At 43.6% G+C, this 23,277-nt stretch carries 20 protein-coding genes; 16 read left to right on the top strand and 4 right to left on the bottom strand.

The genetic code is table 11. The features are described 5' to 3' along the window. Positions 1 to 21: 21 nt before the first annotated feature. A complete protein-coding gene (locus tag MHI32_RS16295; RefSeq protein WP_076126650.1) occupies positions 22 to 1,332 on the bottom strand; it encodes a hemolysin family protein in 1,311 nt (436 codons plus the stop codon). 114 nt (positions 1,333 to 1,446) lie between these two features. Here MHI32_RS16295 and MHI32_RS16290 point away from each other — a divergent pair, with 114 nt between their 5' ends. The 8 genes from MHI32_RS16290 to MHI32_RS16255 all read left to right on the top strand — a co-directional run bounded on the left by MHI32_RS16290 (position 1,447) and on the right by MHI32_RS16255 (position 12,946). Then, on the top strand, positions 1,447 to 2,214 hold the full coding sequence (locus MHI32_RS16290) for a DUF1836 domain-containing protein (protein ID WP_036676915.1): 768 nt from the start codon (positions 1,447 to 1,449) through the stop codon (positions 2,212 to 2,214). A gap of 81 nt (positions 2,215 to 2,295) precedes the next feature. Further along, positions 2,296 to 3,507, top strand: a complete 1,212-nt coding sequence (locus MHI32_RS16285) for an MFS transporter (RefSeq protein ID WP_143761951.1) — start codon at positions 2,296 to 2,298, stop codon at positions 3,505 to 3,507. A gap of 185 nt (positions 3,508 to 3,692) precedes the next feature. Then, positions 3,693 to 5,249 (top strand): TerB N-terminal domain-containing protein, encoded by a 1,557-nt coding sequence (locus tag MHI32_RS16280; RefSeq protein ID WP_076184845.1) that lies wholly within the window; start codon positions 3,693 to 3,695, stop codon positions 5,247 to 5,249. Positions 5,250 to 5,264: 15 nt separating this feature from the next. Next, a complete protein-coding gene (locus MHI32_RS16275) occupies positions 5,265 to 6,584 on the top strand; it encodes an ATP-binding protein (RefSeq protein ID WP_076184846.1) in 1,320 nt (439 codons plus the stop codon). Continuing rightward, complete coding sequence (locus MHI32_RS16270) at positions 6,581 to 8,779, top strand: DEAD/DEAH box helicase (RefSeq protein WP_340010277.1); 2,199 nt, start codon at positions 6,581 to 6,583, stop codon at positions 8,777 to 8,779. Before MHI32_RS16275 ends, MHI32_RS16270 begins: the two co-directional genes overlap by 4 nt. A gap of 172 nt (positions 8,780 to 8,951) precedes the next feature. Continuing rightward, complete coding sequence (locus tag MHI32_RS16265; protein ID WP_076126801.1) at positions 8,952 to 10,622, top strand: spore germination protein; 1,671 nt, start codon at positions 8,952 to 8,954, stop codon at positions 10,620 to 10,622. Between the two features lie 37 nt (positions 10,623 to 10,659). Beyond that, positions 10,660 to 11,763 carry a GerAB/ArcD/ProY family transporter gene (locus MHI32_RS16260; RefSeq protein WP_076184847.1) on the top strand — a complete coding sequence of 368 codons (1,104 nt, stop codon included), beginning with the start codon at positions 10,660 to 10,662 and terminating at the stop codon, positions 11,761 to 11,763. After that, the gene (locus MHI32_RS16255; RefSeq protein ID WP_076126641.1) at positions 11,756 to 12,946 is read left to right on the top strand and encodes a Ger(x)C family spore germination protein; all 1,191 of its coding nucleotides are present in this window, start codon (positions 11,756 to 11,758) and stop codon (positions 12,944 to 12,946) included. The genes MHI32_RS16260 and MHI32_RS16255 overlap by 8 nt, the downstream gene beginning before the upstream one ends. 77 nt (positions 12,947 to 13,023) lie before the next feature. Here MHI32_RS16255 and MHI32_RS16250 read toward each other — a convergent pair whose 3' ends face one another. Continuing rightward, positions 13,024 to 13,332, bottom strand: a complete 309-nt coding sequence (locus tag MHI32_RS16250; protein ID WP_076184848.1) for a DUF4190 domain-containing protein — start codon at positions 13,330 to 13,332, stop codon at positions 13,024 to 13,026. A gap of 24 nt (positions 13,333 to 13,356) precedes the next feature. Then, positions 13,357 to 14,067 carry a GNAT family N-acetyltransferase gene (locus tag MHI32_RS16245; RefSeq protein WP_340012744.1) on the bottom strand — a complete coding sequence of 237 codons (711 nt, stop codon included), beginning with the start codon at positions 14,065 to 14,067 and terminating at the stop codon, positions 13,357 to 13,359. A gap of 257 nt (positions 14,068 to 14,324) precedes the next feature. Here MHI32_RS16245 and MHI32_RS16240 point away from each other — a divergent pair, with 257 nt between their 5' ends. Together MHI32_RS16240 and MHI32_RS16235 are read left to right on the top strand one after the other, a co-directional pair. Then, positions 14,325 to 15,545, top strand: a complete 1,221-nt coding sequence (locus MHI32_RS16240) for an MFS transporter (RefSeq protein WP_076126637.1) — start codon at positions 14,325 to 14,327, stop codon at positions 15,543 to 15,545. Positions 15,546 to 15,590: 45 nt separating this feature from the next. Then, complete coding sequence (locus MHI32_RS16235; RefSeq protein WP_076126799.1) at positions 15,591 to 16,115, top strand: GrpB family protein; 525 nt, start codon at positions 15,591 to 15,593, stop codon at positions 16,113 to 16,115. A 10-nt stretch (positions 16,116 to 16,125) separates the two neighbouring features. Here MHI32_RS16235 and MHI32_RS16230 read toward each other — a convergent pair whose 3' ends face one another. Continuing rightward, positions 16,126 to 16,989, bottom strand: a complete 864-nt coding sequence (locus MHI32_RS16230; RefSeq protein WP_076126635.1) for an AraC family transcriptional regulator — start codon at positions 16,987 to 16,989, stop codon at positions 16,126 to 16,128. Between the two features lie 257 nt (positions 16,990 to 17,246). On the opposite strand from MHI32_RS16230, the gene MHI32_RS16225 reads away from it, so the two are divergent. The 6 genes from MHI32_RS16225 (at position 17,247) to MHI32_RS16200 (ending at position 23,266) form a co-directional block, all read left to right on the top strand. Next, entirely contained in the window at positions 17,247 to 18,545 is a 1,299-nt protein-coding gene (locus MHI32_RS16225; protein WP_076303657.1) for an alpha-glucosidase/alpha-galactosidase, read from the top strand. A 180-nt stretch (positions 18,546 to 18,725) separates the two neighbouring features. Beyond that, the gene (locus MHI32_RS16220) at positions 18,726 to 19,403 is read left to right on the top strand and encodes a succinylglutamate desuccinylase/aspartoacylase family protein (RefSeq protein ID WP_076126632.1); all 678 of its coding nucleotides are present in this window, start codon (positions 18,726 to 18,728) and stop codon (positions 19,401 to 19,403) included. Positions 19,404 to 19,559: 156 nt separating this feature from the next. After that, positions 19,560 to 19,940: a GntR family transcriptional regulator gene (locus tag MHI32_RS16215; protein ID WP_076126630.1), complete on the top strand. Its 381-nt coding sequence runs from the start codon at positions 19,560 to 19,562 to the stop codon at positions 19,938 to 19,940. Beyond that, positions 19,937 to 20,806, top strand: a complete 870-nt coding sequence (locus tag MHI32_RS16210; RefSeq protein WP_076126629.1) for an ABC transporter ATP-binding protein — start codon at positions 19,937 to 19,939, stop codon at positions 20,804 to 20,806. Before MHI32_RS16215 ends, MHI32_RS16210 begins: the two co-directional genes overlap by 4 nt. A 645-nt stretch (positions 20,807 to 21,451) precedes the next feature. Beyond that, positions 21,452 to 22,090, top strand: coding sequence for an ABC-2 transporter permease (locus tag MHI32_RS16205; RefSeq protein WP_076184854.1), 639 nt, complete (start codon positions 21,452 to 21,454; stop codon positions 22,088 to 22,090). An 81-nt stretch (positions 22,091 to 22,171) separates the two neighbouring features. Then, a complete protein-coding gene (locus MHI32_RS16200; protein ID WP_036676951.1) occupies positions 22,172 to 23,266 on the top strand; it encodes a HAMP domain-containing sensor histidine kinase in 1,095 nt (364 codons plus the stop codon). Positions 23,267 to 23,277 lie beyond the last annotated feature (11 nt).

Genomic DNA, 23,277 nt, shown 5'->3' with positions numbered 1-23,277 from the left:
TAAAGGTTATGATTTCGTGATTTATGATGATTCAGTGTTGCTTGATTGTTCGATAACAACTTCAACCTTGCGGACACGGTATCTGTTCATCTCGCGGATGGTCAATGTTACATGGTCACGAACAATACTTTTGCCAATGGCTGGATCTGCGATATGACTGTATACCCAGCCTCCAACTGTGGTCACTTCTTCATCTTCGAAATCAAGCCCTGTAAGATCCTTGACCTCTAACAGAGATACCTTACCATCGAACAGATAGTTAGTATCGCTTATTTTTTCGACTTCTCTGCGTTCATCACCGTCAAACTCGTCACGGATTTCACCAACGATTTCTTCCAAAATATCTTCAATCGTGATGAGACCGGATGTTCCACCATATTCATCAAGCAGCAAGGCAATATGCACACGCTCCAACTGCATACGAGTTAGAAGATTCTTGACCGGTGTCACCTCAGATACTGTCAGTACGGGTTGAATTAAGCTATGGAAATCAAAATCAGGATTGTTATCATACTGCAAATAGAGCTGTTTCGTGTTGATCATTCCGATAATATTATCCTTGCTGCCTTGTGCCACAGGGAAACGAGTATATTGCTCCTTGCGGATAATTTCGAAATTTTCTTTCAACGAATGATTGGTGAAAAGACATACCATATCGGTTCGCGGAACCATGATTTCTTTGGCGAGCATCTCATCAAAAGTAAAGATTCGGTTAACATAGCCATATTCGGCTTTATTGATTTTCCCGCTTTCGTAACTCTCGGACAGGATCAAACGAATCTCATCTTCACTATGCGCGTCTCCATGCTCACTAGCTGGTTTCATCCCAAAAAGACGAACAAGCATATTAGCGGAACCGTTCATGAACCAAATGAGAGGGTACAAAATTCTGTAGAACCAAATAATCAGCGGTGAAGTAATTTGACCGATTTTTTCCGGAATGTTTATAGCTGCCGTCTTCGGAGCAAGTTCTCCGACAACGACGTGCAAGAATGTTGCAATGATGAATGCGAGTAAAAACGCAAGAGGGTGACTCACACTAGAACTGATATTGGCCCAGTCGAAAATAGGAAGCAATAACTGTTCGAATGCAGGCTCTGCCAGTGCACCAATACCCAGCGCAGTGATAGTAATCCCGAGCTGACAAGCGGATAAATAGCCATCAAGATTAGCGGATACCTTCTGTACTGCCAAGGCATTCTTCTTCCCGTCAAGCACCATTTGACTGATCTGGCTACCTCTAAGTCTCACCAATGCAAATTCTGTTGCTACAAAAAAAGCGGTTAAAATAATCAAAATAACCACCAACGTCAAACTAAGTCCTATACCCATATAATCTTTACCATCCCTTTCGTTCCTAAAATAGGTTATACTCATTATTATGAGTTCTTATGAACTATTCTACGAACTTTTCAGTAAAATATCAAATGGTGGAGGGAAACAGATATGGAATCATTTGCATTGACTCGTGTGGAGATGTCCAGTCTACTGCTCTCATTGACCGGATTGTCAGACCGGAAACCGCTGAATATCCTCCAAGAGGCATGGGCAAAGTTTCACCGTGAAGAATTACAAAAGGGGACTTCGTTACCCGCTTTTTTATCAACCAATGTTCCACCCATATTACAAAAGATCATTAAAGGCGGCCATGTAAAAGGCTTTTCACTTGGTGAAATTGCTTCATTGGGCCATCTTATAGAGTATTCCACATTGACCGTCACAGCTATGCAAAATTGGGTCAAGCGCGACTTCAAGGAATATCTCGGTTCGCCTAAAGAAGGAAAGAAATATTCGGTTAATCAGGCGGCGCTTTTGTTTATTATCGATGATCTCAAATCCGCTCTTAACTTTGAAAGTATCCGCCAACTGTTCCAGCTAATGTTCCTAAAGCCGGATCGGGATGATGATGATCTAATTGAACCGGCCAAGCTGTATTACGCCTATGCAGGGCTTTTTGAGGAGATCAAAAGCAATCCATCGATTCAGACGCAATGTAAAGTAGATCAAGTGTTGCACAAGGAGTTCTCTTGGAAAGAAGATACCTCGTTAAAAAGCTCTATAGATCGTGTAATTAACCGGCTGACACATTTGTCGAGAGCGCAGAGAGAATCCGTTCGTAATATGCTGCTTATCGCCACAATTTCTGTGCAGACCTGTTATTTTCAATCGCTGGCTAGGCAATACTTTAATGCTGCTTTATTTCTTGATTTTTGAGCACTTCAATTTTAAAATGTATAAGTGAAACAATCAAAAGTAAGTTTATTGGTTAACAGGTTGAAATAAGGGGGCTTCGAAGTGAATCAAATGACACTGCTGCGGAATCCGAAACAAAGGAAATTACTCTTCAGCGCTGGCTTGAGCTGGATGTTCGATGCGATGGACGTCGGAATGATTTCTTTTGTTGTAGCAGCTTTAGCTAAGGATTGGAATCTGGGACCGGAGCAGATCGGTATATTGACTAGTATTAATTCCGTCGGTATGGCAGTAGGTGCTGCAGCGGCAGGGATATTAGCAGACCGCTTTGGCCGTAAACCGATATTGCTGTGGACACTCCTTATTTTCTCGGCGGCAAGCGGATTATCTGCATTTGCAACAGGCTTTGCGATCCTCTGTGTGCTTCGTTTTATTGCTGGGTTTGGTCTTGGCGGAGAGCTGCCTGTCGCTTCTACCTTGGTCTCAGAGAGCATGCCTGCTCAGGAGAGAGGCCGTGCGGTTGTGCTTTTGGAGAGCTTTTGGGCAGTCGGTTGGATTGCATCTGCATTAATCGCGTTCTTCATTATCCCTGATTATGGCTGGCGTATAGCTTTCGGAATTGGGGCTGTACCTGCACTCTACGCTTTATATCTAAGACGGGCGATTGATGATTCACCGAAATTTGCTGAGATTAAAAAGGCACCCGTTTCCTTAAAGAAACGAATCGCTACCGTATGGTCGCCAGAATATCGCCGTTCTACAATTATGTTGTGGATTTTATGGTTTACGGTGGTGTTCTCGTATTATGGCATGTTTCTATGGCTGCCTACAGTTATGGTACTTAAAGGCTTCAGCTTGGTCAAAAGCTTCGAGTATGTGCTTATTATGACGCTCGCTCAGCTGCCTGGATATTTTACTGCCGCTTACTTTATTGAAAAGTTCGGACGTAAATTTGTCCTAGTCATCTATATGCTGTTCACTGCAGTTAGCGCTGCATGGTTCGGAAATGCGACTACTGAAGGCATGCTGATGGCTGCAGGAATTTGTTTATCCTTCTTCAATCTTGGCGCTTGGGGTGGCATGTATGCTTATACGCCAGAGCTGTACCCAACGGCTATTCGTTCCACAGGCGCTGGTTTAGCAACTTCCTTTGGCCGGATTGGGGGCATTATCGCACCTTTGCTGGTAGGGGTTCTAGTAGGTAAATCTATGGCGATTGGCTCGATCTTTATGCTATTTTTTGTAACGATTATTATCGGTGCATTAGCGGTATTGTTCCTTGGCAAAGAAACAAAGGGAACCGAGCTTCTCTAAAGTGAGATTCTGCATTACATACTTGATGTTAATCTATCAACAATGCTAAAATATCAAGAAGAAACGATGTTGTCGTCCTGTATGGATGACCACTATTCACGTAAGAACAAAACGGTTCCTTCACAGTTGTGAACAGGACCGTTTTTTTACATTAATCCTTATTTATAAGGACGGAGCGATCGCACATGAGTAATGATAGGAAGCAGCCGCATTTCACAGAATTAGTCTGGGAAAGTACGGAACAAAATGTACCGATTCCGCCGCGAAATTCCCCTGAACCTGCGCTGCCTAAGTCATCTTCTAAGAATAATGGCAAAACAAATTCAACCCCTGAACCTTCATTACAGCTGCAGCTTTGGGATACAGAGATGGAAACGCCGGAGCCTGTGACTACCACCGAAGGGCAGTTCGTAACAAGAGCGAAGGAATTAGTTGAAAAAACTGAGGACTCAGCGCTTTTTGTTCCTTTTAAGAGTTACTGGCCTACATATGGCCATATGACAGGCACGCAAAGCAGATGGTATTTTTATTGGCGGAATGAAGTTAGACAAGGCAGATATCTGAAAACAGATCTTTCTTATATTTTTCTGCATGTATATGAGCTTATTAATGGCGTGGGGTGGACTGACCCTAATGATGGCTATAGGCAGCTAAATCTGATCTGGGAAGCTTACCGGGAAAGTTATAAACGTTTGGATCAATATCTTGGCGGCTGGATCGCGGACTTCTCTTTTGTACATCATTTGGATGTCCCGCTTTCTATCATTGTGGCTCGTTCACGTGGTCTTGCTGGGGATCTGGCGGAGCTTGAATTAATGAGAGGACTGACGACTGCTCCTGAGCAGCTAACCTTCGCAGTATTAACGGCAATGTCGGACTATGATATTAGTAAATCCAAGTTCTACATCGGAGAAGGCAAAGAAGCTCTTGAACAATACATTCCGCAGGTCGTGGCGTTAATTAATGCTTATGTCACCCGGAAACACGGCTCCAATCTAGTTGAAATGTTTCCGCCTGGACCAGCGGTGATGCGGGAGCGTTATTTATTCCGAAGTGCCGTATATGATATTTCATTATATGGCTATTCTGTTCTTATACCGGTTGTACGTATTAGTAAATCTCCACCACTTCGCAGTCTGATTACAAGGTTATTTCGTCTGACTGAGAATAAACTCCGGGAACTGATGGGCTACCGCGGACGACTTAAAGGTATTAATGTAGATGCCGATATGGACGATTTGATCACTCGTTTTCTAAAGCGTGAGTACCTTAAAGAGACGCAGGAAGACAAAGGGCCGACAGTCGTCATAGATCCGGAGAAACTAGAACGCCTGCAAAGTGATTCTGAAATTGTACGGACGATGCTTACGGTTGAGAATATGGACGAGCAAGATTACGAGGATAGCAAGCTCGAAGCAACTATCGGTGAAATTGATCCAATACAAGATAGTAAGGAAGAATTGTTGCCTGTAGAGGTGATTGAAGAAGCTCAAGCGGTTAGCATAGGATCGGAGGCAGAACAGTTTGCCAATGCTTTAAGTCCACTACAACGGGAAGCACTGCTTGCTCTTTTGGATGAGGATGGAAGTCAAGCTTTACTGAAGCTGGCTGCTGCTAATGGCACGATGTCAGAGCTTCTAATTGATGAGATTAATGAAATCGCAATGGACATTCTTGGTGATCTGATCATTGAGGGGGAAGACATTGTTGAGGAATATATCTCTATGCTGCGCAATATTTAATGAGGTGAACTTTGGATGAGTGAATTAAAAATACCTAAACGAATGACAACTGCGCTAGTCAATTCGTTGACGGCTGGTGTTGTTCCGCGTATCGGACTAGAGCACATAGCCGTTGGCCGTCGGCCGGAGATTGAGGCCATATTAAGAGATATGGAGAACATTGCAGAGGGTGGGGCAGCTTTTAAGCTGATTACAGGCAAATTCGGCAGCGGCAAAAGCTTTCTGCTTCAGATGATCCGTAATTACGCGATGGATCGGGATTTTGTAGTAGCAGATGCTGACCTGTCCCCTGAGCGTAGGTTAGTAGGAACTAAAGGACAAGGCCTAGCGACTTACCGGGAGCTAATGAGCCATTTATCGACCCGCACACGTCCAGATGGTGGAGCGTTGGAGATCATCCTGCAGAAATGGATTATTACGCTACAGCAGTCCGTGATGCAGGAGAAGGAATATGGGCCTGATCACCCTCAGCTTGGTGAAGAAGTAGAGAAGCGAATTTACGCTGTAGCCTCTGAAATGCGTGGTTTGGTACATGGTTTTGATTTTGCCAAAGTGCTCGCCTCTTATTGGAATGCACACAAGCTGGCCGATGATGACCAGAAACAGGATTCGCTTCGCTGGTTGCGTGGAGAATTTGCAACTCGGACAGAAGCCCGCAAAGCGCTTGGAGTTGGCGTGATTATTGATGATGATAATTGGTATGACTATATGAAGCTTTGGGCGGAATTTACTGCGGCTATTGGCTATAAAGGTCTGCTGCTGTTTATTGATGAAGGTGTCAATCTTTATAAAATTACGAACAGTATTTCCCGTCAGAGCAACTATGAAAAGCTGCTTACCATGTTCAATGATACGATGCAGGGGAAGGCAGAGAACTTAGGGATTTTTATAGGGGGAACTCCGCAATTTGTGGAAGATGGACGGCGTGGTTTATTTAGTTATGAGGCACTGCGATCGCGATTGGTTGCTGGCCGGTACGTGGCGGCGGGTCTGAACAATTATACTGGACCTATCATTGCACTGGACATGTTATCACACGAGGAAATTCTTGTACTGCTGCAAAAGCTTAAAGAGATTCACGCCCTACATTATGGTTATGAAGCACGTTTATCACAGGAACAATTGGTTCATTTTATGGAGGAAGCGGTTGGAAGATTAGGGGCTGAGGAACTCTTGACTCCACGGGAGGTAGTACGTGATTTCATGGATCTGCTGCATACGCTCCACCAGCATCCGGAGATTACTTTTGAACAGCTAGTCGGCGAAAAAACGGCTAAGCCAGCTGAGACCGAGCAAAATGAACTGGATGGATTCCTGGCGGAGTTTGAATTATGAGTGATAATCCGTTCTATAGGCTGGCTCCCTTCATTAAAGAGTTTATTTATAAGAACCGCTGGGAGACTTTGCGTGAGGCACAGGTGGATGCCTGCCGGGTGCTTTTTGATACCCCGCATCATCTGCTGATTGCCTCAGGTACCGCTTCAGGTAAGACAGAGGCAGCTTTTTTTCCTGCGCTTACTGAGCTGTATGAACGTCCTTCCGGTTCGGTTGGCATTTTGTATATCGCCCCTCTGAAAGCTTTGATCAACGATCAATTTACACGTTTGAATGATTTGCTTCGTGAAGGCAATATTCCGGTGTGGCACTGGCATGGAGATGTACCTCAAGCCGATAAAACAAAACTGGTGCAGAATCCTTCAGGCGTGCTGCAAATCACCCCTGAATCGCTTGAAGGATTGTTGATGAACCGCCCGAATGCTATTCCAGCGTTGTTCCATGATCTACGTTTTATTGTCATTGACGAGGTGCATGCCTTTATGGGAGCTGACCGGGGGATCCAGGTGTTAAGCCAGCTGGCGAGAATCTCACGAATGGCGGGATGCCATCCTCGCAGAATCGGACTATCAGCTACGCTGAGTGACTACGCTTCTGTCACAGAGTGGCTGGCGGCGGGCACACGGGAGAGCGTTGAAGTGTCCGCTCCACAAGGCGGGCGTAAGCTCCGTTTAAGTGTGGAGCATTTCTCTTTCCCGGATGCACGGGATGAGGTGCAGGCGGAGCATTTAGAACGTGCGAAGCAGTCTTATTACGATTTTATTTATGATCATACGCATCTGAAGAAGGCGTTGATCTTCACCAACAGCCGCTCAGATGCGGAGACGGCGACCCTAGAGATGCGGAGAACGGCCGCGAAGCGTGGTGAACGGGATGTATTTCACGTTCACCATGGCAGCATCTCCGCGATGCTGCGTGAAGAGACGGAAGCCGCGCTGCGGCAAGGCACCGGACCGGCTGTTGCCGCAGCGACATTGACGCTGGAGCTGGGTATTGATCTGGGCGAGCTGGAGCGAGTGCTACAGGTCGGCGCTCCCTATAGCTGCGCAAGCTTTGTGCAGCGGTTAGGACGCTCGGGCAGGCGTGGAGACGCTGCATCCGAGATGATCTTTGTCACGCCCGAGGAAGAGGACGAGGAAGCTCAGCTTCCGGCGCGGATGCCGTGGACACTGCTTCGAGCGATAGCGGTAATTGAGCTATATGTGCGCGAGAAATGGGTGGAACCCCTGGTCGTGCGTCAGCTGCCAGTTGGACTGCTGTACCATCAGACGATGAGCATTTTGAAAAGTATGGGTGAGGCCGAACCGGATGATTTAAAAGAAGCGGTTCTGAGTTTGCCTTCGTTTAAAACCATAGATCCTACTGATTATGATATTTTCATGACCTATATGTTAGGCATGGGACAAATTGAGAAGATGGACGAAGGCAGCTTGATCATCGGGATGGCGGGAGAGAAGATCGTGAATAACTTCCGCTTCTACGCGGTCTTCAAAGATGATGAAGAGCATGTGGTCTATAACGGGACTGAGGAAATCGGATCGATCACAACGGTTCCACCACCAGGCTACTGTTTTACTCTGGCAGGTAAGCTTTGGAAGGTAGAAGAGGTGGATAATCGCCATAAAGCCGTTTATGTGAAAACCTCACGCGGCAAAGTAGATACGTTGTGGCTTGGTGCGGGTGGGGATGTACATACACGCATCATGAACAAGATCCGTGAAATCTTAGGAGCCACTTCATTGTATCCGTATTTAGCTCCGAGTGCGGCTGCACGTCTTGAACGAGCCCGTCGTTTAGCGAAGGAAAGCGGAATGCTTGTGCGGTCCGTTATGCCGGCGGGTGGAGATTCCATGTTCATTCTGCCCTGGGCCGGTAGTCGGCAATTTCGTACGCTGGAGCGCCTTCTGAAGAACAACCTGAAGAGCCCTCTGGGACTGCGTTCTATCGTTCCCATGGAACCTTATTATATGGTCGTTGCGGGTAAAATAGATGCAGAAACGCTGGAAGCAGAGATCATTGCCGAAAGTATGGCTGCCACAGATCCATTATCATTGTTATCCCCAGATGAAGCACCCTACCTCGGAAAATACGATGAGTTCATACCGCATGAGCTGCTGCGCAAAGCTTTTTCCTTGGATGGATTAGATGTCCCGGGTCTGATTGAAGTTTTAAAGCAGTGGCAGCAACCTAATTAACCTTAAGCAGTACCTGTTGAAAATACTCTAAATTACAGACGTCCGCTTATGCGGGCGTTTTGTTATGTCCGGACCAATGCTGATATATGAACTTTCCTTAAGTTTCAAATGTTGCATAAGAATAGGGTGGAAGGAGAATAGTACTAACAGATTCCTATAGAGGATGATTGCGATGTGGCCTAAAATAGTCTCTTATATTCCGGACTGGACAATTTTTATGCAGGCGGCGATTACGCTGCTCTTTCCCGTAGGGATTTTTTATCTTTACAGGCATTTGTATTTTTATGTTGGAAGCGGACGCTCCAAGGAAACAGAGGCCAAATCACAGGATGCGGAACTGAAGAAGAATGACAATCGGGAAGTAAATCCGCAGCCTCCTGTGTCTACTGCTTTTACCCAGGACTATGATGCCGATCTGACAGCGATAAAAACGGCATTGGGGGAGAACAGTGATGTACATTTTCGTGAATTCTCAGTTAAAGGTATACAGGCACGTGCCGCATTGGTCTATGTAGAGGGGATGCAGCACGAGGAGCTAATCAATCAGCAGGTGCTGCAGAATCTGATGTATGCCGGCGAAACGCAGGCTTCAGAAGGAATATACAACTACTTGAAACAGAATATGCTCCCCTTAGCTCAGCTTAGTGAAGCCAAGGATTTAGACCAACTGCAGGAGTTTGTCCTATTCGGATACACTGCGCTGATTGTCGAAGGCATGCGTGAGATGTTGCTGGTGGGTTCTCCGCATGGATCCGTGCGCGCGATTACTGAGCCGACCTCGGAGGCTTTACTGCGTGGGCCTCGGATTGGCTTTACTGAGGTGCTTAGTGAGAATACCTCTATGCTGCGGCGCCAAGGGCTTAATAAGAATCTGGAAATGAAAATGGTTGAAGTAGGCAGCGAAATCAAGAAGAACCTGGTTATCGCTTATATGAAAAACATTGTAAATCCTGATCTGCTCCAGGAAGTGAAGGAACGTATCTCCAAAATTGATATGGACTTTATTCTGGAATCCGGCTATGTGGAACAGTTGATCGAGGATGATTATTTAAGCCCGTTTCAGCAGACACAGAATACGGAAAGACCCGATCGGGTAATTGCATCCTTGTTAGAGGGAAGAGTCGCGATTTTGCTGGATGGCACACCGTTTGCACTCGTTGTTCCAGTGACGTTCAGTATGCTTTTGCAGTCTCCTGAGGATTATTATGAGCGCTGGATTCCGGGTACACTTTTGCGGATACTCCGGTTTTGCGCATCATTTCTGGCTCTGTTGGCTCCGGCGCTGTATATTTCCTTTATCTCTTTTCATCCGGGACTGATTCCTACACAACTGGCGATCTCCATTATCGAAACACGCCAAGGTGTACCCTTTCCTGCATTAATTGAAGTGTTGATTCTGGAAATTTCCATTGAAATTTTGCGTGAAGCTGGAATTCGGCTGCCGAAGCCCATAGGTCCGGCAATGGGGATTGTCGGAGGTCTAATCATTGGAGATGCCGCGGTACAGGCTGGTATTGTAAGTCCTTTTTTGGTAATTGTTGTAGCTGTGACAGCGATCTCTTCGTTTTCCATACCGATGTACAGTGCGGGGATTACTCTTCGGATCTTACGATTCGCAGGCATGTTATTTGCGGCGGTCCTGGGCATGTTCGGAACCATCCTTTTCTTCCTGCTTATTTGCAGCCATCTGACTCGGCTTTCAAGCTTTGGAGTTCCTTACGTCACCCCTATTTCCCCTTTCCGCTTAAGTGACTGGAAGGATTTGTTCGTTCGTGCACCGTTATCGATCATGAAGCGAAGACCGGAGATGCTGAAGACCCAGAAGAAAAAGCGCAGGTCCTAGAGAATGTATTCTTAGCAGGAGCAGAGGGGAGACCACAGTGTTTAAACGAACTGATGATAAGATCACAACCTCGCAGGCTTCCATAATCTTGACCAATTCAATGCTAGGTGCGGGAATTTTGACTTTGCCCAGAAATGTTGTTAAGGCTGTGCAGACTCCCGATGCCTGGATTTCAGTAGTGCTGGGAGGTATCGTCGTATCTTTGGTCATATTGGTTATGGTGAAGCTTAGCCAGCAATTTCCAGGGAAGACTGTCTTTCAGTATTCTAAAAGAATTGTTGGGAATTTTCCAGGCAGTGTAATGAGTACAATATTGATTCTTTACTTTATTGTGATTGCGGGTTTCGAAATCCGCGTTCTGGCGGAAGTAACATTGTTCTTTCTTCTGGAAGGGACACCGATCTGGGCGATTGTGATGCCGTTCATCTGGGTGGGCACTTATTTGGTGTATGGCGGGATTAATTCCATGGCCCGCGTGTTTCAGATTGTATTTCCGATCAGTATTTTTATTCTGATTATTTGTTATATCTTAAGTACCAGAATATTTGATATCCAGCATTTGCGTCCTTTTCTGAGTGAAGGCATGATGCCGGTGATCCGAGGCATGAAGTCTAGCATCCTGATTTTTACCGGTTGTGAGGTTGTGATGACAATGACGGCCTTTATGGAGCATCCGCAGCAAGCGGTCAAAGGAATGATGGTCGGTTTAAGTATCCCGCTGGTATTGTATTTGGTTACTGTTGTGATGGTTATCGGCGGCCTATCCATCAATTCTGTAATCACCAGCACCTGGCCTACGATAGATTTGGTACGGAGCTTTGAAATATCAGGGTTCTTTTTTGAACGATTTGAATTTCCGTTGCTCGTCATTTGGCTGATGCAGATGTTCTGTAATTTTTGCAGCTTTTTCTTTAATGCATCACTTGGCATCTCCCAGGTATTCCACCTAAAGATCCATCCGGTTATGTTCGCTTTAATGCCCATCATCTTCATCTGTACGATGATCCCTCAGCGCATCAATGATGTCTTTAGTCTTGGTGATGCGATTGGCTATATGGGTGTGCTGATCTTTATAATGCTGCCACTGTTATTGTCGATTGTATTAATCATTAGGAAGAAAGGACTCAAGCAGAATGTTTAGACAGCGGGTTATTCGCCTACTATTGGTATTCGTGATTCTGCTTACGCAGTCTGGCTGCTGGAGCAGTAAGGAGATTGAAGACTTGAGTGTTTATACGGGATTGGCGCTTGACAAGGGGGAGCCGAAAGGAGTCGAACGGGAGTTTGAGGAACTCGGAGGAAGCTATTTTAAGAAAAATAAATTGACGGCTACGGTACAAATTGTGCCTGAAAAAATACTCGGAAACTCTGGCAAAGATGGCGCAACACCACAAACTCATTATCACAACATTTCTGAGACAGGGGATTCTCTGCTTGAGATATTCCGCCAAATCTCAATACGTAAGAACCGTCCGATTATAGGTCATCACCTCAAGGTTGTTGTCATATCTGAGAAACTGGTGCAACAGGAGAAGATCAGACGGCTAATGGACTTTTTACTGCGAGATAATGATATCCGCCCTAGCTGTCTTATATTTCTTAGCCAAGGGCCTGCATCCGACACACTTAAAACAACTTCGGAGGAGATTCCTTCTTTTCGTCTTGCAGACATGATTCATAACCACTTCAGAACCAGTAAAGTTATGAAGGGCATAACGTTGTCTAATCTAGATGCACTTATGTACTCCAGGCAAAGCTTTGTTTTACAGAACGTTGTGGAGGCACAAGGTGAGGTGGAATTTTCCGGAGCAGGTATTATCAAGGGAGACACAGGACAGTGGATTGGCAATATTGATCAACAGGATGTGGAGAGTATTGCCTGGATCAAAGGGGACATAAAAGGTGGGAGCATTAAAGCCTATAATCAGTTGAATGAAGCGATTACTTATGAAATTAAATCAGTTAAGAGCAAAATTACGCTGAAGGAGACTGCGGATGAGAAGTTCTCTATTCATGTAGCCATTGAGTCTGATGGACGTCTTATTGAGAATTGGGATGATAATGAGCATTCCGCAGAAGTTGCCTATTTCAAAGAATTGGAGAAGATATTCGAGGAAAAATTAACCGAAAAAATCAATGCTCTTATTCACAAAATGCATTCTACCTACAAAGTGGATATAGCAGGGTTCGGAAATTGGTTCAGCATAGAAAAACCGCAGGTTTGGAAAAAGATCAAGGATCATTGGGACGAGGAATTTATTAGGATGCCATTGACCTTTGATGTAAAGCTTAAAATCACCGATTTTGGTTCCACGACTGAATGAAGAGTTCACTTGGATAAACGTGTTAACACAAAAAGGATCTCAGCAGCCGATGATGGCTATTGAGATCCTTTTCGTGGTTAGTAAGTAGAAGCTGCAAAAACAAACACAACGACGAATAATATAATAATTGCGTACATCAGCGTGCCCACAATTCCACATACCAGGCCTGCAATCGCTAGGCCTTTGCCTTGTTCATAACGATTACGGATTTCCTTCAGCGATAAGGCGGATAGAATAATCGCAATAATTCCTAACAGAAAACCAATATAAGGCACAACAATAGAGAGGATTCCCAAGACAAAACCAGCGATTGATTTGCCATTCGTCGGTGCCGGAGGGGGTGGAGGCTGATAATAGTTCAAATTGTCGTTTGGTGAATAGCTCATTAAAATCACCTCCAATAGAAATTGTTATTGAATGTAGTTAATCCAGTGCTCTAGCTGCACACAAGGGACAAGCCCAATAGATTCAGCTAGACGAATGGACGCTTGATTTCTTTCAAGGACGTGATAGCGTGGAATAAAGCCTCGTTCTAACGTTTCTTGTATGGCTGTGCGAACTGCCATTTTCGCGTATCCGTATCTTTGAAATGCTTCTAAAGTATGAACAGCGCCGATTTCCCAAATCTGCTCTTCATTTCGGAACGCTAGGCAGGTACTAACCGGATTGTCGCCCTGAAAGATTGAAACGGAAAACGCTCCTTTTTGGAAATATTCCTCAATTTCTTCCTTATTGTAATGGTTAGCAGCCCAAAGTGGAAGTAGTCTGTCGTCAAATGAATGATTGATTGACACCTCTTTGTCCTTACTATACCTTAACCCCTCAGTTGTGCTGTAAGAGAAAAACCCCCGAGTTTTTTCTAAAGAAAAATGCGCAGACAGTGCCTCTTGGTACTTCACATCCTGTAGTTTAAAAACAAGCTTCGCCTGTGCTGGGAGCAGTGGTAGTAAAGCTGGAAATATATCGGGGCAGCTGTAATCCAAAAATACGATGTAATCCGCTTGAGGATATACCCTATGATCATATGCGTATGCTGTGGCTGGAAGAAGTAATACAATACCCCACTGATCACCATGCTCAACTAGATGTGTTTCCATGACTTCGTGGAAGGAGTTTAACATTTTTAACAAGCTTACATTCTTTAAGGGATTCGTTTGTAATTTGTTTATGATTCGTTCGTTCTGGTGCACGTCCATCCACTCCTAGCTCAGATTTATATATTTTACTATAAATTGTACTTATGCAGATATTTATATTTTTTCCTTTACTAATCATTAATCTATTGAAGAAGGAAGGTTGACATTGACTGTTATAATATATTAGGGAAAATAAAGCTCGCTGTTTGAAGCAGCATACGTGAACGGAGGCACATAATTTCATGACACAATCTATCACAGGCGCTGCTGTTCGTGTAGGAGAAGGTCTATCTAAGCAATTCATCCTAATTCTAGCCATTGCATCAGGACTAAGCGTGGCAAATATGTATTATAATCAGCCGCTCCTAGCTGAGATAGGACGCACATTTAATGCTTCCTCTAACGCAGTGGGATATGTATCGATGCTTACTCAAATCGGCTACGCGCTGGGAATGTTATTTTTTGTTCCACTAGGTGACATTCGTGAACGCAGAACACTGATATCAGGACTTCTTATTGCTGTATCACTGTCACTAATTGGTTTCGCTACCGCACAAAACCTCACTTGGATGTATATCGCCAGCTTTGCTATCGGCATAACTACGGTGGTGCCGCAGGTCATCATTCCTCTCTCGGCTGAGTTAGCTTTACCGGAGGAGCGGGGGAAGGTTATAGGCACTGTAATGAGCGGATTGTTTTTTGGTATTTTGCTAGCAAGAACAATATCCGGAATTATAGGGGATATGTTCGGCTGGAGAGCGATGTACTGGATTGCCGCAGTAGTCATGTTATTGTTATCCCTTATTCTTTATCGGCTAATCCCGGCAACGAAACCAGACAATAATTCCTCGTACTCCGATCTGCTGAAATCAATGGGACAACTGATTCGCAGATATTCGACGCTTCGTGAGTCATCTTTAATTGGGGCTTGCATGTTTGGCGGCTTTAGTGTGTTCTGGACTTCTCTAGCTTTCTTTCTGGAAGGAGAACCTTATCACTACAGTAGCTCTATTACAGGATTGTTTGGTCTTATTGGTGTAGCAGGTGCTGCTGGTGCTCCATTTATCGGGAGGTTAGCAGACAGAATTGCTCCCAAAAAGATTGTAGGAATCCTACTGTTAATTACATTAATTGCTTACGGATTTTTTGGATTAGCCGGATTTACGATCTGGAGTTTGATTGCAGGAGTTATAATTCTGGATCTTGGGGTACAGGGATCACAGGTCAGTAACCAAACACGCATATATGCACTTGAACCAGCGGCTCGCAGTCGTATTAATACTGTTTTTATGGTCAGCACTTTTACAGGTGGAGCGATTGGATCCACGCTGGGAAGTTTTGCATGGCAGCATTGGGGCTGGAGTGGTGTCTGCTTAATGGGGGGAACGCTAGTTGTAGCCGCTTTATGCATATGGATCGTCTATAGAGTGATCGAGAAAGAGGATATACCAGAGACTAGCTAGAAACGTATTACAGTACCTTTTATTATACCCGGGAGGTGTTTGATCATCGCTGAGAAGACGAAAGTTATAGAGGTTGTCCCGTATAACCCAGAGTGGAAGGCAGAATTCAATAGATTAAAAGAACAGCTCTTATCTTATGTCGGAGATCTTATTATTTCTATCGAGCATGTGGGCAGTACTTCGATTGAAGGGCTAGCTGCTAAACCTATCATCGACCTTGATCTTGTGATGGACAGCTACGATGTACTCCCACAAATCATAGAACGTTTACAACAGCATGGATATGAACACCAAGGGAACTTGGGAATAGAGGGAAGAGAAGCGTTTCAAAGACTTCAGGAAGATGGATTTATGAAATATCATCTGTATGTATGTCCTAAGGATGGAAAAGGCTACTTGGAGCATATCGCTTTCAGAGACTATCTGCGATCGAATACAGCAGCGCGTCAAGCGTATGCAGAGGTCAAACAACGCTTGGCAGAACAACATCGTTATGACATTGATGCTTATTGTGAAGGAAAGACAACGTTTGTTAGCTCAATTTTATCTAAAGCCATGAAAGAAACGTAAGATACATCAATCACTTGCCCGTTCGAAGATGATTTCGAAATTCACTGGGAGACATGCCGCTCCACTTACGGAACTGCTTGGAGAAGTATAACGCGTCATTGAAACCGACCGAGGAAGAGATCTGGTCGATGGTCAGCGTGCCTCCTAGCAGTTTTTTTGCTTTATCCATACGAACCTTTAATAAATATTGTTTGGGAGACATGCCGATCTTTTGTTTAAAGACTTTAGAGAGGTGCGCCCTATGATAGCCTAGAGACGATGCCATATGGTCGATACTGATCTGTTGATGAAACTGTAGAGAAATCCAACGGATCGCTTGATCGATCTGACGGTCGATAACATCCGGTAATTCTATCGATTGAGAGGGAAGTGAACTTATGTTCGCAACACCGAATTTGTGCACTAGCAGCCGCAGCCAACCCGAAGCTTCTAAGCTCTCCAGTCGAGGATAAGCAGATTGCTGAAAGGATAAACGAATATGTTCATATACTTTATGTATCTCTATTAGGTTATCTAAGTGGATTATTGGCTTGTCCCTTGTAATTCCCACTTCGTGTAGTAGCTGTTCAACCGCTTCCCCTTGTAAGGCCACCCATACATATGTCCACGGACGATCCATGTCTGCCTGATAGCTAAATAACGCCCCCGGAAAAATAACAAAGGTATCCCCCTTACTACATCCCTGCGAATTACTGCCACTTTGAAAAACTCCTTCCCCATCAATTACTGTATGAATGAGATAGTAATCATGAACAGATGGGCCCATTTTATGGCCAGGAACGGGTTTGCCTTCTCCGCTGAATAATACAGATAGGTCATGATCATCGGGAGCCAGATTAAACCCTGCTGTAAAATGATAATGCTCTGAAGCCATTTACTTAGAACCTCCCCAAGATTGCTTTTATAATACATTTAGATTATAGGATTGAATATACAAATGCAACAAACGTCCATATATCTCTTGTATTTCTCCATACTCATTGGGACCGCTCTCATTTATAGTGATTAGTGAAGAGAGCAGACGGTTATGACCTGACATCCTAGTGTTTATAAGGGAATTATAGTTTACTCTATTCCATAAAACTGCGATGTTAATACCGTTCACCTCACCTATAAGGAGGAATATTTCACATGTCTAAAATTACATTTATCGGAGCGGGTAGCACCGTATTTGCCAAAAACGTGTTGGGAGATTGTATGAGAACGCCAGCCCTGCAAGGGTTTGAACTTGCCCTGTATGATATTGATCTACAACGCCTGAAAGATTCCGAGAATATGCTAAATAATATAAAAGAGAGCAGCGGCAGCACTTGTGTTGTGAAATCCTATACGGATCGTAAAGAAGCTTTGCGTGGAGCTAAATATGTCATTAATGCAATCCAAGTGGGAGGTTACGATCCTTGCACCATCACAGATTTTGAAATTCCGAAGAAATATGGCTTGCGGCAAACGATTGCGGACACAGTTGGCATAGGTGGGATTTTCCGTAACCTGCGTACTATTCCAGTGATGCTGGACTTTGCTGCGGATGTACGGGAGGTTTGTCCGGACGCACTCTTTATGAACTATACGAATCCTATGGCAGTTCTGACCAATGTGATGAATACCTATGGCGGTGTAAAGACGGTGGGATTATGTCATAGTGTGCAGCATTGTATTCCGGGCTTGTTCGAGCATCTGGGTATGGATCAGACAGGTGTTCAGGCTAAGATCGCTGGGATTAACCATATGGCTTGGTTATTGGAGGTTACTAAAGACGGCGAGGATTTGTATCCGGAAATTAAACGCCGTGCCGCTGAGAAGCAACAAGAACATCACGGAGACATGGTCCGTTATGAAATGATGCTTAAATTCGGTTACTACATTACGGAATCTTCGGAACATAACGCAGAGTATCATCCTTATTTTATCAAACGTAATTACCCAGAGCTTATCGAACGGTTTCAAATTCCACTCGACGAGTATCCACGCCGCTGTGTAGATCAAATTGAACGTTGGCAACAAATGCGTGAAGAATTGGTTAATAACAAAGAACTTAAACATGAACGTTCGCATGAATATGCGTCTTATATTATGGAAGCTATCGAAACTAATGTGCCTTTCAAAATAGGTGGCAATGTTATGAATACAGGTCTTATCACTAATTTGCCAAAAGAAGCATGTGTAGAGGTCCCTTGTTTAGTAGATAGAAGCGGAGTAACTCCGACCTACGTGGGAGATCTGCCTCCACAGTGCGCCGCACTGAATCGTACAAACATTAATACACAGTTGTTAACGATCGAAGCAGCGATTACCCATAAGAAAGAGCATATCTATCACGCCGCAATGCTCGATCCACATACAGCAGCTGAATTGTCGATGGATGACATTACAAATATGTGCGACGAGCTGATCACAGCCCATGGAAACTGGCTCCCGGCGTATAAATAAATTAACTAGTTAGGACTAAGGAAGCCTGAGAAATCAGGCTTTTTTTGATTGTATTTCTACGAAAACCGAATGCTATCTTTAAAAAAGACCACGTCGTTTCTTCTTGCTTATCTGTCTAGGACAACTGGGAGACATCGGAATACACATATATGGATTATCTAAATGTGGAGGTGATCCTTTATGATCGTTGAAAGCTATACCTTAGCATCGTCCACAGCTTATGCTACTCCTTATTATGTGATTAGAGGTGAGCTTCCTGGTCCTGTCTTTATGGTGGTGTCGGGGATACATGGGAATGAGACAGGAAGTATTCGTGCCGCACAGATCATTGTAGAACATTTTAACCAGAGAAGGTTGTATATACACCGGGGCACGATCATTGTAGTACCTCTAATGAATCAAAAAGCTTACCGCAAACGGATCAGAGGTGTACCCGATTTAAATCGCACCTTTCCACGTTCTAGCAAAACGGCGGCAAAACATCCATTAGCTTCAGCTTTGCTACAGCTAGTACTAAGATATCGTCCCACCTGGTTTCTGGATCTTCATGAAGCAAATGGGTTGTCACAAAAAAATCCGAAGCGACTTGGCCAGTCGATCATCGTCACTCCGGGAAGCCGAGGAACAGGTACAGCAAAACGTGTCATCAAAGGCATTAATCGAACGATTCCCAAAACCGCTTATCATTTTAATATCCGTTTACGGGAGCGCCCCGGCTCCTCAAGGGCAGCCGTTACCCGTATATTAGGGGCTAAAGCATTTACTGTGGAAACCTGCTGGAGCCTTGATCGTGAGCTACGGATTCGCTATCAGATAGATATTGTTAGCCGTTTTTTAAAAAGTGCGGGATTATTGTGATAGAGAAAATATCTGATAACTGTGTTAGCTGGTTCTTAGATCCTAGGAATCAGCTTTTTTGCCGATACAAGAAAGGTAATTGACAACAATGGGTATAGTGTATATATTACATATATACATTGATAACACATAAACTAGGAGTGAGGGCACGATTACATGAACATATTGATATCCAACACTTCCGGTGAACCCATCTATGCACAGATTGTCAGCCAGATCCGCCAGATGATTCTGCAAGGAGAGTTAGTGTCTGGCACCCCATTACCTTCTATCCGGCTATTAGCCAAAGAGCTGCAGATTAGCGTAATTACAACGAAACGAGCCTATGAAGAACTGGAGAGAGAAGGGCTTATCAATTCAATTGTGGGGAAAGGTTCCTTTGTTTCTGGTGCAGATCAGGAGTTTATTCGGGAACAACGGCTACGGATTATGGAGAACAAAATGAAGGAGATTATCGACGAGAGTAAAATGCTGGGGATTAATTTTGCTGAGTTTAGTGAGATGTTGAAATTGCTTTATGAGGAGGAGACAGAATGAAAGAAGTCATTCAATTGGACCAAATATCTAAAAAATATGGCCATTTTAGCCTATGCGAACTTACGTTCGGTATTAAAGAAGGGTATATCACGGGGCTAATTGGACCGAATGGGGCAGGGAAAACAACATTAATAAAAATGATGATGGGGATGGTGTTTCCTGATCATGGCAGCGTCAAGATTTTTGACCAAGAGATGTCTATCCATGAAGCAGAGAATAAGGATCGGATTGGCTATGTCTCCGATGAAAATTACTTTTACGATCAATTAACCATCGATCAGATGAGTAAGATTATTGCTCCTTTTTATAGTCGTTGGGATCAAGAAACGTATAGGAAATACATAGAGATGTTCAAGCTTTCCCCGCGGAAAAAGATTAAGGAGCTCTCCAAAGGAATGAAAATGAAGTATTCGCTCGCCATTGCCTTATCACATGGTGCAGATCTGCTTATTATGGATGAACCTACTGCAGGACTTGATCCTATATTCCGAAGAGAGTTGCTTGATTTGCTTAGTGAGCATATCCAGGATGAGAAGAAGTCTATTCTTTTTTCAACGCATAATACGACTGATTTGGACCGGATCGCGGACTATATTGTTTTTGTGAACGAAGGGCACCTAGTATTTAATGAAATGAAAGAATCTCTAGCCAACAAATATATGCTGGTAAAAGGCAATAAAGAGTTGCTTGATCGGGATGTACGAAAATGGTTCATCGGGCTTAGAGAGACGGAAGTTGGTTTCGAGGGTCTTCTGAACAATCGCTCTGAGGGGGAACACTTCTTTAGAGGTCATGCCATATGCGAAACGCCTACTCTGGAAGAAATCATGTATTTTACGGTAAAGGGAAACGCTTTGTATGTTTAATCTCTTGTTGCTGATTCGAAAAGATTTTATTCTCCTGCGGAATTTTATCCCTATATTTCTCTTGAGTATCTTGTTCATCGCATATGTTCAACTGGATAACTCCAGCATGTTTGCTACTTTTCAATCTTTACTGTTGCTCGTATACTCCTGTTCTATGGATGCACAGAATAACAACACAAAGTTTGTGATAGGGTTACCAGTAAGACGGCAAGAGATTATCTTGGCTAAATACTTATCACTTATTCCTTATTGTTTCATCGGTTTGGTTTGCTCTTTAGCTTTGTTACTAATTTCCTTTTCATTTGGATATTCCATTAGCCCGTTTTATTGGATAGGGGTATCTTTAACGTTACTTATGATTCCTTTGGCTGCGTCTATTTATCTGCCGATTCATTATTGGCTTGGTTCCAAAAACTATTACTTCAATATCCTTTTTAATGTAGTAATAACGATTACCACCCTGAACACTGGATCTTCACTCTCAAATTCATCCTTTTTCTTAACAATTACCGACATAAAGCTGCAGGATCATCTGTTGTCGATTGGTTTGATAGGGATTGTTTATCTCTCCATATTGTACTGCTCTTATAGGATTTCACTACGATTGTTTAGCAAGGAAGAGTTATAAGCTAAGGAGGACGTAAAGTGTATAAATCATTTTTTTTAATTCAAAAAGACTTCATTCTTCTGCGTAAATTTCTGATGCTGCTAATCCCCTTTTTTATTTTTATAGCTTACTCGAACTATCATAGCTTCAGTTTATTTACGGTAATGCCACCCATGCTGTTATTGATAAGCTCCTGCTCAATGGATACTCAGCAGATGACGCAACGGTTTCTCGTTAATCTCCCTGTAAGGAGACAAGAGCTTGTCCGTGCCAAATATTTTTCGATCCTTCCGTATGCGCTTGTTGGGCTGGCAGCCACGTCCTTTACTTATCTCCTGATTATTGTAACAGGTAAAGCCGTAACCCCTCATTTTTGGCAAGAGGTTGGTATTACGTTATCCATTTTCCCTCTCCTTGCGATGCTTTATTTACCGATTCATTACTGGTTAGGGGCAAAGGGAGCGCAAGTGGTTAATCTTGTTTTTATGATGATTGTTATGTTTGGACCGAACGTGTTTAGCTTTTTGATCCAGTGGATACCTGATGTGAACAGATGGTTGAGTTTTGGAGTGAAAGGTACGGTCATTCCCTTTATAATCCTAGGTCTGGCTTATGTATTCTTGCTTAGCTGTTCATATATCATTTCTCTGCGGATTTTTGTGCGGAAAGATCTTTGATTCGAAGGATTTGAGATTTTGAATGAATTCATATACCATTGTCACTACAAAGATAAATAGTAGGGGAAGGGTATATAACCAATGCCTAAAATGATCTATAGCTTTCGCACAAAAATGATTATGCTGCTGATGGCCAGTATGCTTGTATCCGGTGGAATTACCTTTTCAATCTATAAAATTCTGCAGAGATATTATCGATCAGAGGTCTTATTAGAAAATCCATTGACTAAAGTTCGCTACTTGATGCGGGATATCGGTGATGTTAATGCGTTTTTGATTATCTTCATTCCTTTGGCCATCTTATTCTTTTTTATATTTACTAAACCATATGCAAATTATTTCAAGGAAATCTCGAAAGGGATCCATCAGCTGGCATCGGGTGATTTCTCGGAGCGGGTGGATATCCCATCTAAAGATGAATTCGGCCTTATTGGCCATGATATCAATCTGGCTATTGACCATCTTCAGGAAGCTATCGAGCGGGGCGACTTTGCGGAGAGCAGTAAAGATCAACTTGTATTAAATCTGGCACATGATCTGCGTACACCACTTACCTCCGTTATAGGTTATTTGGATTTTATCCTGAAGGACAATGAATTAACGCCAGAACAGACCAGACATTATACAACGATTGCTTATACTAAATCTCAACGTTTGGAAAAATTAATTGATGAGCTATTTGAAATCACAAGAATGAACTATGGTAAGCTTACGCTTGAAAAAACCTCGATCGACCTGAGTGAGCTTCTTTTGCAGTTAAATGAAGAGTTATATCCCGTTTTTGAGAAAAATGGTCTTACTTCCCGCTTAGATGTAACCCAACCTCTGAAGATAGAGGGTGACGGTGAGCTGCTGGCACGTGTATTTGAGAATCTCCTCACCAACGCAGCGCGATATGGAAGCGACGGTCAATTTATTGATATTCATGGGTATTTAGAGGAAAACGAAGTCGTTATTGAGATCATTAACTATGGAGATTGTATTGATCCGGAAGAGCTGCCGCGTATTTTTGATATGTTCTACACCGGGGATCGAGCGCGAACGCATCCCACAGGGAGTACGGGACTGGGCTTATTTATCACTAAAAACATTGTGGAACAACATGCTGGAACAGTTTCTGCACAAAGCAGTGTAGTGCGGACGATGTTTGAAGTACGGCTTCCACAAAATAATTGAGAACGAAGTCA

The sequence above is a fragment of the Paenibacillus sp. FSL H7-0690 genome (genome assembly GCF_037980415.1).
Classification (GTDB): domain Bacteria; phylum Bacillota; class Bacilli; order Paenibacillales; family Paenibacillaceae; genus Paenibacillus_AQ; species Paenibacillus_AQ odorifer.
Note: the sequence above shows the minus strand (reverse complement) of the source record. Positions and strands in the feature narration are given on the sequence as shown.

Coding starts and splice junctions, on each gene's coding strand:
- MHI32_RS16295 (WP_076126650.1), bottom strand. CDS start 1,332: ATGGGTATAGGACTTAGTTTGACGTTGGTGGTTATTTTGATTATTTTA.
- MHI32_RS16290 (WP_036676915.1), top strand. CDS start 1,447: ATGGAATCATTTGCATTGACTCGTGTGGAGATGTCCAGTCTACTGCTC.
- MHI32_RS16280 (WP_076184845.1), top strand. CDS start 3,693: ATGAGTAATGATAGGAAGCAGCCGCATTTCACAGAATTAGTCTGGGAA.
- MHI32_RS16275 (WP_076184846.1), top strand. CDS start 5,265: ATGAGTGAATTAAAAATACCTAAACGAATGACAACTGCGCTAGTCAAT.
- MHI32_RS16270 (WP_340010277.1), top strand. CDS start 6,581: ATGAGTGATAATCCGTTCTATAGGCTGGCTCCCTTCATTAAAGAGTTT.
- MHI32_RS16265 (WP_076126801.1), top strand. CDS start 8,952: ATGTGGCCTAAAATAGTCTCTTATATTCCGGACTGGACAATTTTTATG.
- MHI32_RS16255 (WP_076126641.1), top strand. CDS start 11,756: ATGTTTAGACAGCGGGTTATTCGCCTACTATTGGTATTCGTGATTCTG.
- MHI32_RS16250 (WP_076184848.1), bottom strand. CDS start 13,332: ATGAGCTATTCACCAAACGACAATTTGAACTATTATCAGCCTCCACCC.
- MHI32_RS16245 (WP_340012744.1), bottom strand. CDS start 14,067: ATGTTAAACTCCTTCCACGAAGTCATGGAAACACATCTAGTTGAGCAT.
- MHI32_RS16240 (WP_076126637.1), top strand. CDS start 14,325: ATGACACAATCTATCACAGGCGCTGCTGTTCGTGTAGGAGAAGGTCTA.
- MHI32_RS16230 (WP_076126635.1), bottom strand. CDS start 16,989: ATGGCTTCAGAGCATTATCATTTTACAGCAGGGTTTAATCTGGCTCCC.
- MHI32_RS16225 (WP_076303657.1), top strand. CDS start 17,247: ATGTCTAAAATTACATTTATCGGAGCGGGTAGCACCGTATTTGCCAAA.
- MHI32_RS16220 (WP_076126632.1), top strand. CDS start 18,726: ATGATCGTTGAAAGCTATACCTTAGCATCGTCCACAGCTTATGCTACT.
- MHI32_RS16215 (WP_076126630.1), top strand. CDS start 19,560: ATGAACATATTGATATCCAACACTTCCGGTGAACCCATCTATGCACAG.
- MHI32_RS16210 (WP_076126629.1), top strand. CDS start 19,937: ATGAAAGAAGTCATTCAATTGGACCAAATATCTAAAAAATATGGCCAT.
- MHI32_RS16200 (WP_036676951.1), top strand. CDS start 22,172: ATGCCTAAAATGATCTATAGCTTTCGCACAAAAATGATTATGCTGCTG.